The sequence below is a fragment of the Alteromonas sp. KUL150 genome, assembly GCF_009811475.1.
Classification (GTDB): domain Bacteria; phylum Pseudomonadota; class Gammaproteobacteria; order Enterobacterales; family Alteromonadaceae; genus Alteromonas; species Alteromonas gracilis.
The window spans coordinates 45177-60273 of sequence record NZ_BLIJ01000066.1; the positions used below are offsets into that span (position 1 = coordinate 45177).

The following is a 15097-nucleotide window of genomic DNA, read 5'->3' on the forward strand; positions in this document are numbered from 1 at the left end:
AGAGCAAGGTTTTATGGCTCTTTGCTTGTTATCAGTTTTCAAGGCTGAAAGTCAAGCGAGGCGAGACCAAGATCACGGATTGACTTTGCTCCACACAAGGTCATTGCAACATGCATCTCCTGTTTATAAAGGTCTAGCAAATTTTCCACCCCACGCTGACCGTCTGCTGCAAGAGCATAAATAAACGAACGCCCCAGCAGCGTACAATCTGCGCCAAGTGCAATCATTCTCACCACGTCTAAGCCATTACGTATCCCTGAATCAACAAAAATGCTTAATTTATCTTTTACCGCGTTGGCTATAGCGGGAAGTGCTCTCGCCGTTGATAATACTCCGTCTAGCTGCCTACCGCCGTGGTTTGATACCACAATGCCTTCAGCGCCGAAGCTTAATGCGTCTTTAGCATCTTGTTCATTTAATATACCCTTGATAATCATTGGGCCGTCCCAAAACTCTCTAATCCATTCTAAGTCTTTCCAGCTGATAGATGGGTCGAAGTTTGCTCCTAACCAGCCAATGTAGTCCTCTAACATAGTCGGTTCGCCGCGATAGGCTGAAATATTACCAAGGTCATGTGGCTTACCAAAAACGCCCACATCAAATGCCCAGCGAGGATGAGTCATGGCTTGCAATACCCGTCGACTCGCCGCAAAGGGGCCGCTCATACCAGAGTGTTTATCGCGGTAGCGTGCACCTGGTACAGGCATATCAACGGTAAACACCAAGGTTTTTACACCCGATGCTTTGGCACGCTCCAGAACATTTTTCATAAAGCCTCGATCGCGAAGTACATATAGCTGAAACCACATGGGGCGCTTAATTTCTGGCGCAACCTCTTCAATTGGGCATACCGACACCGTCGACATTGTAAACGGGATGCCCTTATTTTCTGCTGCTTTAGCGGCTTGCACTTCCCCTCGTCGTGCGTACATACCCGTTAAACCTACGGGAGCAAGGGCGATAGGTAACGCTAGCTTTTCACCAAAAACAGTTGTTGAAAGGTCAAGAGACGACATGTTTCTGAGCACGTATTGCTTTAATGCTATATCGGCTAAGTCTGCTTCGTTACGTTTGAGCGTTTGCTCGCGATAAGCGCCGCCATCTATATAGTGGAATAAGAACGGGGGAAGCCGTTTCTGCGCAGCGCGTCGATAGTCAGTTGGTGATGAAATAATCATGCTAATAAATTAAAGAAACAAAGTGGGTAAAAATATAGCGTTTCTCGCCTTAGGGATATACGGCAACAATGAAATTTATCTTTTCCAAAAGTGAAGTGATAACGTGAGAGCAGGCGATTTAATTCTCTTTGCACAAATTGCGGAGATGGGCAGTTTTAGCAAAGTGGCAGAGGCGAACAACATTACCAACTCGGTAGTCAGTAAGCGAATAGCAAAGCTTGAAAAAGAGCTGGGAACGCAGCTTTTGTATCGCACTACTCGCAAACTCACGCTTACCGAAGCGGGTCAAGCTTTGAAGCAAGGCGCCATGAATGTAAAGGCGTCCACGCAGGAAGCTATCGACACAATTTCTGGATACAGTGAACAAATATCCGGACACATTAAGATGTCGGTTCCAACTATTTCGGGCGATTTACTGTTAGCCGATGCGGTAGCTGAGTTTTGTACCCTTCATCCAGGGCTAAGCGTTGATATGTCTCTGGATAATCGATATGTAAATTTAGTCGAGGAAGGGTTTGATCTTGTTATTCGAACGGGATATTTGGAAGACTCAAGTCTGATCGCGCGGCACTTTTTAGATTCCCATTGGGTGGTTTGCACATCGCCGGATTACATTAGACGAAAAGGCAGGCCCAAAGCACCTGAGGATTTGAGCTTTCACAACTGTTTGTTGTATTCCTACCACACATCCGGCGCAAGGGAGTGGGAGTTTACGTCGTCTCAAGGCAGTTTCACCATCACCGTAGATGGCGCATTTTCAAGTGACAATGCAGGGGCGCTTCGCAAAGCAGCTCTTGCTGGTAGAGGTATTGCCTACGTACCTAAATGTTTGGTATTCGAAGATTTATGTAATGGAACACTGGTCGATTTGTTTCCAGAGCGGGTAGGTAAGGTGTTAGGCGTTTATGCCGTTTATCCTTACAGCCGCCAGCCATCTCGAAAAATTAAGCTGTTAATTGAACATATCAGGCAGCGCTATTTATCTATGTCTGATTATTTTTGATAAGCCAACGCTATTGAGTGTTGGCGTTAAAGTAAAATTAGTCTTTAAATTAAATAACCAACTAGTAGAGTGAATTGTGGTGTTTATAGGGCTCGGTATTACTGAAAAGCCTTTCTTTCATAAGGTTATAGGGATATGTCATCACATTACCAGGTTGTGTTTTTGTAATGTCGAAAGCGTCGTAGAGTTCTCCAGTCAAGGTATATGAACGATACGAAAGAGTGTTCTCGTGTACTTTTATAGCTTGGTAAGTCGGCGTATTTTCTCCGACTCTTTCTAACGTAACATTGAATTCTTCGTATTCATCCCATCGCGTTTTCTTTAGTGGATAAGCTTTAGGACTGCTACTTGCCGTAACAAAAACACTATTTACATGTGTGCCCTGCTCGCTTTTTACACTCCCTCTAGAGTAAGCATGATCGTGTCCTTGTAAAACCAGATCAACATTGAATTCTGTTATCAATGGCAATAAAGCACTGCGAACTGCGGGCTCGTCTTGCCCCGGACTATTTAGTGGCATTCCACAGTTTGAAAATATTGGGTGATGAAAGGCGATAATTTTCCATTTTGCTTTACTTTCACTAAGTGTCTGTCTTAGCCATTTTGTTTGCATTGCGAATGCCGTCTCATTGTGCCTGATTTCCGTATTGACAATGAATACGTCGGTATTAGGGTAATGCAAAGTATAAGCTGTCTCTTGTAATTGATTTGATAACTCCGGAGAGGTTGGAAGCTTAAACTGATCTTGCCAAAAGCGGCTTAAAACCCACTGTTTTCCGCCATCGGTTAAATGCTGATGGGCATATTCATGGTTTCCAACCACGGGGACTACTGGAATTTCTGCGTGTATGAACTGCCCTGCAGAAAACCACTGCGCCCATTCTAAGTCCCTAGCTCCATGGTCTACAAGGTCGCCAGTATAAAGAGCAAAGTCTGCATCGGGCATCACCTTAAAGCCCTTTCTCAAGAGTGCTGGAAATTGTTCGCGCATGCCATTTTGTGCGTCTGAAAAGTACAGAAATCGTGTAGTTGAAGAGGAGGGGAGACCGGTCGTTTTCGTCATATACCATTCAGACCATTTACCTAAGTCTCCTCGTACTCTATACGCGTAACGCGTATTTGGTTTTAAGTTTTTAAATGTAACTTCGTGATATGCAACGTCGGCGAGGTGCGTGTTGTAGTGATATTGAGCTCTCTCTTGATTAACATTGTCTCTCGATTGCTCATGAACGTTAGAAGGTATTGAGTTACCTCTGCGCAATTCAGCGCGCTGTGTTTTTGCTTTGTAGGTTTTTGCACCCAAATCGAATCTGGCGGCTGATGTAACAGGTGCAATTTGGGCAACCGTAATTTCAACTTCTTCCGACGTGCGCCAATTAACAGAAAAGCTTTCACTAGGAAGTTGGGTAGGATTAAGTATAACCCTGTCAGGGTATTCGCTTGCTTGCTGCCAAATTGGTGTGCTAGCAAGTGCTATAGTAGGTATGCAACTAAGTAATAGTATAAGCACGAGATGCTTCATATCAATGCCTCTTGTGGGCAGACATCTGCAACCTGCAGATGCCTGCATTAGACTAGAAGGTAGTGCGAACGCCTACGCCGTATGTTGCTGGAGCACCAACGAGACGAGCACCTGCATTGAGTTCTAGAAAATATTCTTCATCAGTAATGTTTCGACCATATGCAAATGCGGTAAACCCGTTACCCAACTCAAGGTCCATATTGATATTAAGCAAGCGGTAATCAGGCACCGTATTGCCAGCACCTGCATTCAATCGGTTAGTTTCTTCGTCGTGGTAGGTATAAGTCAGACGAGTAGAGAGTAACCGGTTAGTTGCAACGAAAATGCTATGATTGAGCGAGATTGAATATGAAAGTTCGGGTGAGCCAGGCAACGGGTCTCCAACTGTATTTTGCACATCATCGACACGGTTAGATGAAAACTCCGTAATTTCTGTATCGAGGAAGGTGACAGATGAATTGAACGTTAATTGTTGGTTGCTATTGTTAAACAGCTGGGCGTTGAAGGAAGCTTCTGCACCACGAACTTCAGCCGCTCCAACATTTGTTCGTCCATTGGTGTCATTTGAAAGTCGAGTAGTTGCTTGCATTTCTTCAAAATCGTAAGCAAATAAGTCGACGCTAGCACTCAAGCTCTCGTCGGTATAACGCAACCCCAGTTCAAATGAATCTACGGTTTCAGAGTCAAATGGCTCAGTCTCTTCTAAAGAGAATATTGATGTACCATCAAAACCCCCTGCTCTGTATCCGTTGCCGATAGAGGCAAAAATATTCAGGTTATCAGAAAGGTAGTATTGGGCGGTTAGCTTACCTGAGACATTATTGTCGTCAAAATCTCTGTCCCAAGAAAACAGGCCAGGGGAGTTGAATACTTCCTCATATACAGAAGTTCCCCAAGGGTCTAAGTCTTGGTTGTAGCCTGAAAACTTAGCAGTATCTTGAGTATAACGAACGCCCGCAGATAATTTCAGGTCGTTGTTTACAAACCAATCAACGTTGGCAAACGTAGCAAAGCTGTTTCGAGTCTGACTATACGGAGAGGTGTACTGGGAGCGAACTGCGAAGCTTGTCCAATCGCTTACGAAGTCCACCGAGTCGCTGACATAGAAGACACCTGCGATCCAATCAATGTCTCCTCCTTGACTATCACTGAAGCGAATTTCTAAAGAGGACTGGTCAAGTGTTTCATCAAATGCATATTTGAAGCGAGGAAATGAGGTTCCGTCACCATTTCCCCCCATATTACGCTCACTTTCTTGGTAGCCAAATAGCACGTCTACGTTCAAATCAGTGTCTATTTGATGAGCTAATTCTCCGTTTACACCTTCGATATCTATAGTGTGTCTATAGTACTCATCCGCGTAAAACGCATATGGGTCGTCGTTTTCGCCTGCATTTCTGCTTATACCAGAGCCTGTCTCATTTTCCAAAGCGATACGATCGTATTGAAGTGTGTCGCCATTATCAGAGCTCATAAAGTAGCGCAAAGTTAAGTCAGTGTTGGCCTCGAAGGTATAAACCCCGGTTGCACGAAAGGCAAATAGGTCTTTATCACCAAACCCGTCTCGCTCTCCCGGATCGGTTACGGCCGGAATTACCCCCTCAAGCCCCTCTGGCACATAACCAGCGAACAGGCCCGCGCCCTTGCCGTTCATGTAACCACCACCTTGTTCAAATTTCGTAGCGATACGTACCTTTAAATTATCAGAAACGCTTCCGCCAAATGCAGCTTCACCCTGCGTATACTCGTAACTTCCGTACTCTACGCTGGCATAGCCTTCGAATTCGTCTGTGGGACGCTTTGTGATGGCGTTAATGACTCCTGCTGTTGTATTACGTCCGTAAAGTGTTCCTTGAGGGCCCTTGAGGACTTCAATTCGCTCTAAGTCGAACAAAGGCATGCCAAGATAAGCATTAGACGTTTGGTAAATACCATCAACATGTAATGCGACAGAGGGGTTGCCATTTGGTTTGTAGTCATCAGCCCCACCAATACCACGAATTGTAATGAAACTATTGTTGGCTCCGCCAAATGCAGAGTTAATTGATATGCCCGGCAGTGCGTCTACCAATCCTTTGAAATCAGTGACCCCCGCATCTTGAATCTGCTGTGTATTCAAGACAGAAACAGCCGCCGATACATCCATTAGTTTGGTGTCACGTTTTGTAGCTGAAACTACTATTTCGTCGATAGGTGCTCCATTGACAGCAGTGTCCTTTGGGGTAAGAGGCATCTGGGGCCCACGTTTCTTTATTACAAACGCCCCATTCGTTTGCTTGACGGCCTCTAACCCAGAATTGAAAAGCAATTTTTCAAGCGCTTCATCTATTTCATAGTTCCCATTTAGCGCAGGAGCTTTAATATTATTGACCAGTCGCCCAGGTGCGATGATCACACTGCCCGACTTGAATGAAAGTTGGTTTAATGCTGATGCCAAAGGAGCTGGCTCAAGTTCAACGCTTATGCTTTCTTGGGCAGCCGCAATTGCAGCGGTATTTAGTGACAAAGCTGTACAAATGGAAAAAGCTAACAAGTGTTTCTTTACACAACGCGACGATGTCATTTTACATTCTCCGGTACGGTCAGTGGTCTACTGCCGATTGAGTTAAAATTAAGTGTGTTGCAGTCGACTGTCGTAAACAAAGAGGCAAAGAGAGGAAATCTTTTTCAAAACTATGTCAGGTTTCATAAAACCTTCATGAATGTAACTAAATTGTTTGCGGCACTTTTGCATTAAAAAAGTACCGCTAACTGCTAATTTTCAGAATAGATGAATGTAATTGTGCTACTTGTTCTTACCATTTCCAGTGGATAAGCCGCAGGCAAAGAATCGAGCAATGTGTGAACATTGGAAGGGGTAACTATCGTGTTTATCGTAACAGCATCAGAACTAAAACCTTCAAGAGAAAGGGTTTGCTCTACATAAGGTTGTATTCGATACAAGAACTCTGTAATAGGGGTATTATTAAAAATAAGTTTATTGTCCATCCAAGCGAGTGTTTCTTTACCTGAGAAAGTCGTTATGCCCGTCATCGGTCCCCCAGCTAGCGGTGCAGAAACTCGTTCTCCTTGAGATAGGAACACAGGTGCTTCGCCTTTACCTGAGACTTTAACACTGCCCTCCACAACACTTACCCGAGTGGTTTTTTTGAAGTTATTTACATCTACTTCAAATTCAGTGCCTGTCACTTCTACAGTATTAACACCACTATTTACTATGAAAGGTTTATTGGTCATCGAGACAACATCAAAAAATGCTCTTCCTTGACTCAATTCAATAGAACGGGTCGTATCTAGCTCCGTATACGAAACACTACTTGTAGGACCAAGGGTGAGTTTGCTGCCATCAGGCAACGTAATACTCTTTATCTGTGCTGTTGTCGTAGAGTAAGCAAAGACTTGACTGGGTTGAGAAAATGATTGGTCCTGTTTATTTAGCAGAGTAATAACTGTAATAACTAAGGTCGCAGCGAACGCTACGAGCGCACCAACTTTCTTGTACAGCTCTTTATATTTGAGTTGGGTTGATTTGCCTGTTTCTAGTGTCGAATTTCTTTCGGTCTCATATGCAATAATGTCATCAGTAAAACCTGTTTTATCCCACATTTTAGCAATAGCTTTAAACGCGTTGCGATGACGTAGGGAATGGGTGTACCACTTGGTAAATGCTTCCTGATACTGATGTGCTAAGTCTTCATCGTTCATTAAAGTAAACCAATGAATGGCTTGTTCATTGATAGACTTTTCAGCATTAAGATGGGTGACGTTTGAATTCTGTTTCACGTTCTATCTCTTTGTTAGTTTTTCGCTAAGGTACAATCAATCATTTGTATCTACTGAGCTTGCGAGGATAACCAGTGCACTGTTAAGTTGCCGACATACATCGGCTATACTCCATCCAGTATCGTCAGAAATCTGTTGATAGGTTTTGCCTTCAAGTCGGCTTGCACTTACGATGTATTTTTGCTTTTCCGACAAAGTGCAAAACAAAGCCCCTAGTTGCTGCAAAGCTTGCTGTGAATGCAAAATTTTATCGGGCTCAGATAGTGACAGTAACTCTGATTCAAACGACTCTTCGTTACCGGGTACAACGTTCGCAATCCATCTATCTGATTTCAAAGAACGCAGTGTCAGGTTAATTGAAACCTTGTATAGAAACGCCTTAGGGTTTTCAATATGCTCGCGAGATTTCATCTTTGCCAGCTGGTAAAACGCGTCTTGCGCTACATCCTCAGGGTCTGGAGGACCTGAACCAAAAGTTTTTCTCAAGAAAGCGCATAATCCCTCCCAATGCATATGATAAAACGAAGAAAAATCTGACTTTTTAGCGGGCACTTTCGCCTTTGGCAATCCTTTGCGAGGGGAGGCTATTTCATTTTCTTGTTCACCAACAAAACCAACAGCGTGTACTTTAGATAACGTATTCACATTAATCCCAAACAAATATCTTTCGAAAAGCGGTGTATTTTGGAAAGGAGACTATGTTAATTACTAATTATTACAGAATTAGTGTATACGCCTAGACAAGCAAACAGTATGTTATTTGAGAACGTTCAAATGTCGCTGGAAGATAGATAGATAAATAAAACACTACGAACGCTCGCTATATGGAGAAATTGTTTAGTTAGCGCAGTCGGAATTTGAACATTCCGACTTCATACGCTTACACCAAGCTTGAACCGATTCAAACCTTCACAAGTAGAAAATATAAAGTTTGTTCGCATTACACAGGGTTTCAACTTACCTGTCAGTGAAAAGGGATTTGCTATGAAAGGCCAAGTAAACAACTCCACCATTCTTCTTCCTGTATTTCTCCCCGCCGTCGTCATTATTTTGCTTCTGGTGATCGGAACCATCAGCAACCCCGAACTTGCCGGCGAGGCCTTCGATAGTACATTGGCATGGATTACAGAAACCTTTGGTTGGTTTTACATGTTGTCGGTCGCTATCTTTTTGGTATTCATTGTATCGGTAGCATCATCTAGCTGGGGAAACATAAAGTTGGGGCCCGATCATGCAGAGCCTCAATATAGCTTTCCCGAATGGTTTTCCATGTTATTTTCGGCAGGATACGGTGTGGCACTGCTCTATTTCGGTGTGGCTGAACCCGTGCTCCACTATTCATCGCCGCCTGCAGGGGCCGCTGAAACCGTAGATGCAGCGAAGCAAGCCATGCAAATCGCATTTTTCCATTGGGGTTTTCATATATGGGCTATCTACGGGTTGGTGGGCTTGGTGCTCGCTTACTTTGCCTTTCGTCACGGCTTACCGTTATCAATTCGCTCTGCATTGTATCCGCTTATAGGCGACAAAATATATGGCCCCATCGGTCATGCTGTAGATGTATTCGCTATTCTGGGCACTTTGTTTGGTATTGCTACTACGCTTGGTCTTTCTGTAACGCAAATTAACGCGGGGCTTAACTACCTTTCCGGCGACATTCCTATCGACATTATGGTGCAAGTAGGCACTATTGCTATTGTGACTATCGCTGCAACTATATCGGTTATTGCGGGCATGGATAAAGGCATTAAGAGGCTGTCAATTCTCAATATGGTGCTGGCTGTATCGCTTATGAGCACAGTCTTTATCTTCGGAGAAACGGTTCATATCTTGGAAACTTTTCTGCAAAACACGGGGAGTTATCTCAACGGCATTATTGAACGTACTTTTAATCTTCAGGCGTACAGTCGTAGTGATTGGATTGGAAACTGGACCCTGTTTATCTTTGGGTGGACCATTGCGTGGGCGCCGTTTGTAGGTATGTTTATCGCCAAAATAAGTCGGGGTAGAACCATCAGGCAATTCGTATTTGGCGTGATGCTTGTACCAACTATGTTTACTTTCCTTTGGTTTTCAGTCTTCGGCGACACAGCGCTTAACGCTATCATGAACCAAGGGGTGACAACGCTTATTAGTGATGTTCAGGAAAACGAAGCCGTTGCTTTATTTAAGCTTTACGACCTTCTACCGGGCGCATCAATCATGTCAGGCTTGACTGTGTTACTGATCATTACGTTCTTTGTGACCTCATCAGACTCAGGATCGCTGGTTATCGATTCTCTTGCTTCTGGTGGTAAAGAAGAAAGCCCGGTTTGGCAGCGCATATTTTGGGCGTGTTTAGAAGGCACGGTTGCCGCGGTACTTCTAATCGCGGGCGGACTCAATGCCCTTCAAACCATGACCATCGCCAGTGCCTTACCTTTCGCCTTCATTATGCTAGCGTCTGCAGTGGGTCTGTGGCGCGCACTTGTTATTGAGGGATATCGAAATAATAGTTTGACAGCGAACACGCTAAATAGAAACCATAGTCGCTCGACTAGCCTAAAAGGACGACTTGCTGCAATGGTCGATTATCCGAGTCGCAGCGAGGTGCACGAGTTTATCGATAAAGTAGTGATCACAGCGATGAAGGACGTGCAGGCTGCACTGAAAGCACGAGAGTGGGAAGCGTTCGTTAAGCTAGATGAGGAAACGGGAAGGGCCACCTTTACCGTAGAGCGTCATGATCATATGGACTTTATCTACGATATTCGCATGACCGAGTACCTTGTACCTGGCTTTAGTTACGCAGAATTACGTTCAGAAGAAGACGAGTCGGAGAAATACTTTCGCGCTGAAGTGTTCCTTCGCCGCGGAGGGCAAGCTTACGATATTTACGGATATGACAAAGAGAGTATTACTAAGGACATCTTAGATCAATTCGAAAGTTATCTGCACTTCCTCGATACCAGCCCAGGCGAACTGCCTTGGGAAATGGATGCGTATGATGACATGTTGACGCAGCCTAAAGAGTAAACAATCCGAAGAGTTTAAGAGGCGAGGGTTGAAGGGAAAGCAAGGCTGCTTTCCCTTATTTATCCCCTAATTAATTACTTACTTAGAAGTAGTTAGCAATTTGGTTAATAACCGCATTTACTGCGCGGTAAGCATTAGATTCGTTTTCAACGCCACAGGCTTGGCCATTACAGCCTGACCAATAAGGGTCAGAGAAATAGTCTAGCTGGGTAGCACTACCGAACGCTTGGGGATAGGCCATGATAGTTGAGAAGTTATTATCAACGCCGTGACCGATACCATCATTATATACACCGCCTACTGAACCTTGGCGAACAGAGTGGCCTAAGCCCATGTTGTGACCGAGTTCATGAACAAATGTAGACAGACCGCAATCAACGGCGCTGATGCTGTACATGCGGCTTTGCGAGCTAGAGTACAGTGTACCGTTGTTGCCTTGACCTACCCAGCCAATGCCGCACACGTAACCCACTAGCTGACCGCCTTCATAAATGTTTTCACGATTACCTAAAAGCACAACCATGTCTGCGCCGTTTGAAGATCGTGCGTTTTGAACACCACTGCTATCAGTTAACAAGTCTAGCGCACTTTCGGTAGGTTGAAGGTCGCTAGATGTAGCAGCAGAAGACTGAGCGCCCACTAAACGCAACTGTAGATCTACCGCATTGTTTTGATAAACACGGTTGGCGTGTGAGATGTATTGGTTAATTTTAGTGTCGATATTAGACACATTGTTTGCAGCAGGTTGGGTGTAAAGCACCATTACATCGATGGTGGCTGCTGTTACTGATGTTGCACAAAGCAGTGAAACTGCCATTGCCGTTAAACACTTAAATGTGTGTTTCATTTTTATTTCCTTCTTGTTGTTTTATTTGAGCTTGTTGAATTTCCTGTGAAGCTCAACAGGCACTAGGGGATTAGTTTTGGCCGAGATCGAAGACTTCTTCAGCGTTGTCGTCGCTAAGCGGGCGTTCGCTGTCAGGTTCACGTTCGATGTGGTTTTGCATCATTGAAGACTTCGGTGCGATCCACGCGTATTTATCATTGCCTTCAAGCACAAACACGTCGCGAGGCGTGGCTAAGTTTCCGTAGGTGGCATTTTCGCCAAGCGTTATAACGGCGGCGTAGAGAGAGCCCGCACCTGGGATATGGGCCTCTACGGTACGATCGCCGTTTGGATGAGTGACAACGTGGTCAACTTCACCGGTGTAACTGCCACCGAACTGTGGGATGTATAAATCGAGATACTCGCCAACTTCTACCGTCATTAATTCTTCACGATCAAGCTCGATGTAAGCTTCATCGGTTACGTCAGCGGGAATATAGCCTTCTGCTTCAAGTACCTTTTTGCCATCTTCTGATGTTGTCCAGACGATGGTGTCTTTCTCTGATTTACCGCTTTTAGTAGTTGTAGCCTGAGCTTTTAGCTCGGCTTCATTTTTTGGTTTGAAGTTATCGACACCCGTCGATAACACTTTGCCGTTTCGTTGCCTTTCAACAGTGCCTTCTTTACCAACAGATTTTGCCTCAGCATTCGCCGCTGCTACCTCTTTTTTGCCCGAGGGGGTTGTATCGATAAAGGCGAAAATACAACCAATAGCTACAATTGCCGTCGAAGCGGCAACAATACGCTTTTTCATAGTGTGTTCCTTTTATTTTTACTTACTGAATTTAGGAAATTGAACGTTAGAAATTAGCGACACTCTGCTTCTCAAAGCGCGCTCTAAGTGAGCGATATAGAGAACCAATGTGTTTAGTGAAATTGCTAAGTGAATTAAGTAAGTCATTAAAACGTATAATATTTTCACGGTTATAAAAGTATCGCTTTGCATAAGGGTGTATAAAATTTAGCCCTTTAATGCAGTGTAAATTTCTTAGGCTAAATACGAGACTGCAAGATGTAGACCGAACGCCGAATTGGCTTGTTTTAACCATGTGAGTGAGAACGAATAAGCCACCGAAAAATGGCTTCTGGATGATGAAAAGGGAACACCAAATAACAAAGGAACAATTCCGCTTGGTAAGGGAGCTAGCGAGGTAATAACAGCGCAAAAACAAGCGAGATAGGTAGGGAAAAGATAAAAAAAGAGCGAGTAAAAAATTTTACTCGCTCAGTAAACGGGCCACCTCTTCTGAGGGAAAGTGGCCTTTGGAGAAATGGTGGGTGTTTATCTTATGCCAGTCGATTAATAATCGAAGAAAAGTCCATCCCGGCATGACCATCTTCACAATGCATTTCAAACCATTTTGCAGCAAGTTCACCCATAGGTACTTTCGCATTCACGCCTTTCGCGCCCTGCATCGCAAGACCTAAGTCTTTGAGCATAAGCGCAGAGGCGAAACCGCCTGCAAAATCGTTATCAGCTGGGCTTTGAGGCCCTACACCTTTCACAGGACAGTAAGTGGTCATTGACCATGTCTGGCCTGACGCATTCGACGCTATATCAAAGAACACTTGCGCATCCAAGCCAAGTTTTTGGGCCAGCTGGAAGCTTTCGCAGGTGGCTATCATGGTTGCCCCGAGCAGCATGTTATTGCAGATTTTTGCGGCTTGCCCAGCACCATGACCGCCCGCATGAACAATTTTTTTGCCCATAGCGCCAAGTACGCCTTGGGCCTTTTCAAACGCGTCAGCGTCGCCACCCACCATAAAGGTAAGTGTGCCGCCCGCAGCAGCTGCAACACCACCAGAGACTGGTGCATCGAGCATTTTAAGGCCTTTTTTCTCAGCCAGTTCTGATACATTTTTCGCTGTTTCAACGTCAATAGTAGAGCAGTCAATAAGCAAGGTGCCTTCGCGTACAGAAGTCAGGATCTGATTTGAATAGATATCCTGCACGTGCTTGCCCGCTGGCAGCATAGTAATAACGATGTCAGCTTCAGCGGCAGCTTGCTCAGTACTTTGCGCCACAGTGCAGCCAGCTTCTTCGGCTTTTGCTAGCGCCGTTGCGCTTAAGTCAAAAGCCAATACGTTGTAATCGTTCTTAACCAGGTTATCTGCCATTCCTGAGCCCATATTACCCAGGCCGATAAATGCAACAGTGGTCATAATAATCTCCTCGCTTAGCCCATGGTTGGAATAACAAAAGCATTGTCGTTGGTATCTGAACCATCAGGCCAGCGCTGAGTAATTGTTTTAACCTTGGTCCAGAATTTCACCCCTTCCATACCGTGCTGGTTGGTATCACCAAATGCAGAGCGCTTCCAGCCCCCAAAGGTGTGGTAAGCAACTGGCACAGGAATAGGCACATTAATCCCTACCATGCCCACGTTTACACGTTGCGCAAATTCGCGCGCCGCATGGCCGTTACGGGTGTACATAGCAACGCCATTACCGTATTGGTGGTCGCTTGCTAAGTTAACCGCTTCGTTGAAATCTTTCGCGCGCACCATTTGAAGCACTGGACCAAAAATCTCCTCTTGGTATGAGCGCATATCTTTGGTCACGTGGTCGAAGAACGTTGGGCCGATAAAGAAACCCTGGCTGTCGCTCGGAATTTGGTTGGTTCTACCGTCGTAAACAAGCTCAGCACCTTCTTCTATGCAAAGGTCGATATAGCCTTCAACGCGCTCTTTGTGAGCCGAGGTAACCACAGGGCCGTAATGGGCATTAGGGTCTTCACTATGGCTTACCATAATGTCTTTGATAGCCGGTATAAGTTTGGTTTTCAATTTTTCAGCGGTTTCATCGCCCACCGGAACGACAACCGGTAGAGCCATACAGCGTTCACCGGCACTGCCATACGCAGCACCTACTAGGTCGGTTACCACCTGGTCTAAATCTGCATCAGGCATCACGATGCCGTGGTTTTTCGCGCCACCCATGGCTTGAACGCGCTTACCAGCACGCGCGCCGCGCTCATATACATAGTTGGCTATATCAGAAGAACCTACAAAGCTCACCGCCTTGATAGTTTGGTGATCCAAAATACCATCAACCACTTCTTTGTTGCCGTGTACAACGTTAAGTACGCCAGCAGGAAGGCCCGCTTCAATCATAAGCTTTGCCAATTCAACCGGTACCGACGGATCGCGCTCCGATGGTTTCAGAATAAACGCGTTACCACAGGCAATTGCCACACCGAACATCCACATAGGGATCATGGCCGGGAAGTTAAATGGCGTAATACCTGCCACTACACCGAGTGCTTGGCGCATAGAATATACATCGATACCTGGGCCTGCGCCTTCGGTATACTCACCTTTTTGCGCATGAGGAATGCCGCAGGCAAACTCGATAACTTCAAGACCACGCTGAATGTCGCCCTGTGCATCAACCAACACTTTTCCGTGCTCGCTAGATAGCAGCGCGGCTAGGCGGTCGCGGTTTGCTTCAACTAGCTCTTTAAACTTGAACATAACACGAGCGCGTCGTTGAGGGTTTGTCGCTGCCCACTCAACCTGTGCAGCTTGGGCTGTTTCAATCGCATAGGCTAAAGTTGAAGTGTTAGCTAAGCTTACTTCAGCCTGCACTTCGCCGGTGTTAGGCGCAAATACCGACGCGGTATTTTCGCTGCTATCCTCAAAATCTTTACCTGCAATAAAGTGAACAATCTTTCTCATGACATAGCTCCTGTAATTTTTAACAATATTGAA

11 protein-coding genes are annotated in these 15097 nt (G+C 45.1%); 2 read left to right on the forward strand and 9 right to left on the reverse strand.

Features of this window, described 5'->3' with window-relative positions; all coding sequences use genetic code 11:
- Nucleotides 1-38: 38 nt before the first annotated feature.
- A complete protein-coding gene (lldD, locus tag GVO62_RS15710; RefSeq protein WP_159120036.1) occupies nt 39-1178 on the reverse strand; it encodes an FMN-dependent L-lactate dehydrogenase LldD in 1140 nt (379 codons plus the stop codon).
- Between the two features lie 103 nt (nt 1179-1281).
- Between lldD and GVO62_RS15715 the strand changes: the two genes are divergently transcribed.
- Nucleotides 1282-2181 carry a LysR family transcriptional regulator gene (locus tag GVO62_RS15715; RefSeq protein WP_159120037.1) on the forward strand — a complete coding sequence of 300 codons (900 nt, stop codon included), beginning with the start codon at nt 1282-1284 and terminating at the stop codon, nt 2179-2181.
- Nucleotides 2182-2242: 61 nt separating this feature from the next.
- On the opposite strand, the gene GVO62_RS15720 is transcribed toward GVO62_RS15715, so the two are convergent.
- The 4 genes from GVO62_RS15720 to GVO62_RS15735 form a co-directional block, all read right to left on the reverse strand.
- Nucleotides 2243-3703 (reverse strand): FN3 domain-containing metallophosphoesterase family protein, encoded by a 1461-nt coding sequence (locus GVO62_RS15720; protein WP_159120038.1) that lies wholly within the window; start codon nt 3701-3703, stop codon nt 2243-2245.
- 52 nt (nt 3704-3755) lie between these two features.
- Entirely contained in the window at nt 3756-6266 is a 2511-nt protein-coding gene (locus GVO62_RS15725; protein WP_159120039.1) for a TonB-dependent receptor domain-containing protein, read from the reverse strand.
- 191 nt (nt 6267-6457) lie between these two features.
- Nucleotides 6458-7486 carry a FecR family protein gene (locus GVO62_RS15730; protein WP_159120040.1) on the reverse strand — a complete coding sequence of 343 codons (1029 nt, stop codon included), beginning with the start codon at nt 7484-7486 and terminating at the stop codon, nt 6458-6460.
- Nucleotides 7487-7522: 36 nt separating this feature from the next.
- The gene (locus GVO62_RS15735) at nt 7523-8131 is read right to left on the reverse strand and encodes an RNA polymerase sigma factor (RefSeq protein ID WP_159120041.1); all 609 of its coding nucleotides are present in this window, start codon (nt 8129-8131) and stop codon (nt 7523-7525) included.
- Nucleotides 8132-8470: 339 nt separating this feature from the next.
- On the opposite strand from GVO62_RS15735, the gene GVO62_RS15740 reads away from it, so the two are divergent.
- Nucleotides 8471-10501: a BCCT family transporter gene (locus GVO62_RS15740; protein ID WP_159120042.1), complete on the forward strand. Its 2031-nt coding sequence runs from the start codon at nt 8471-8473 to the stop codon at nt 10499-10501.
- 82 nt (nt 10502-10583) lie between these two features.
- On the opposite strand, the gene GVO62_RS15745 is transcribed toward GVO62_RS15740, so the two are convergent.
- The 4 genes from GVO62_RS15745 to GVO62_RS15760 all read right to left on the reverse strand — a co-directional run bounded on the left by GVO62_RS15745 (nt 10584) and on the right by GVO62_RS15760 (nt 15064).
- On the reverse strand, nt 10584-11348 hold the full coding sequence (locus GVO62_RS15745) for a zinc-dependent metalloprotease family protein (protein WP_014950692.1): 765 nt from the start codon (nt 11346-11348) through the stop codon (nt 10584-10586).
- 70 nt (nt 11349-11418) lie between these two features.
- The gene (locus GVO62_RS15750; protein WP_159120043.1) at nt 11419-12141 is read right to left on the reverse strand and encodes a hypothetical protein; all 723 of its coding nucleotides are present in this window, start codon (nt 12139-12141) and stop codon (nt 11419-11421) included.
- A 533-nt stretch (nt 12142-12674) separates the two neighbouring features.
- Nucleotides 12675-13550: a 3-hydroxyisobutyrate dehydrogenase gene (gene mmsB, locus GVO62_RS15755; protein WP_236547198.1), complete on the reverse strand. Its 876-nt coding sequence runs from the start codon at nt 13548-13550 to the stop codon at nt 12675-12677.
- A 14-nt stretch (nt 13551-13564) separates the two neighbouring features.
- Nucleotides 13565-15064 (reverse strand): CoA-acylating methylmalonate-semialdehyde dehydrogenase, encoded by a 1500-nt coding sequence (locus tag GVO62_RS15760; protein ID WP_159120044.1) that lies wholly within the window; start codon nt 15062-15064, stop codon nt 13565-13567.
- Between the last annotated feature and the right edge of the window lie 33 nt (nt 15065-15097).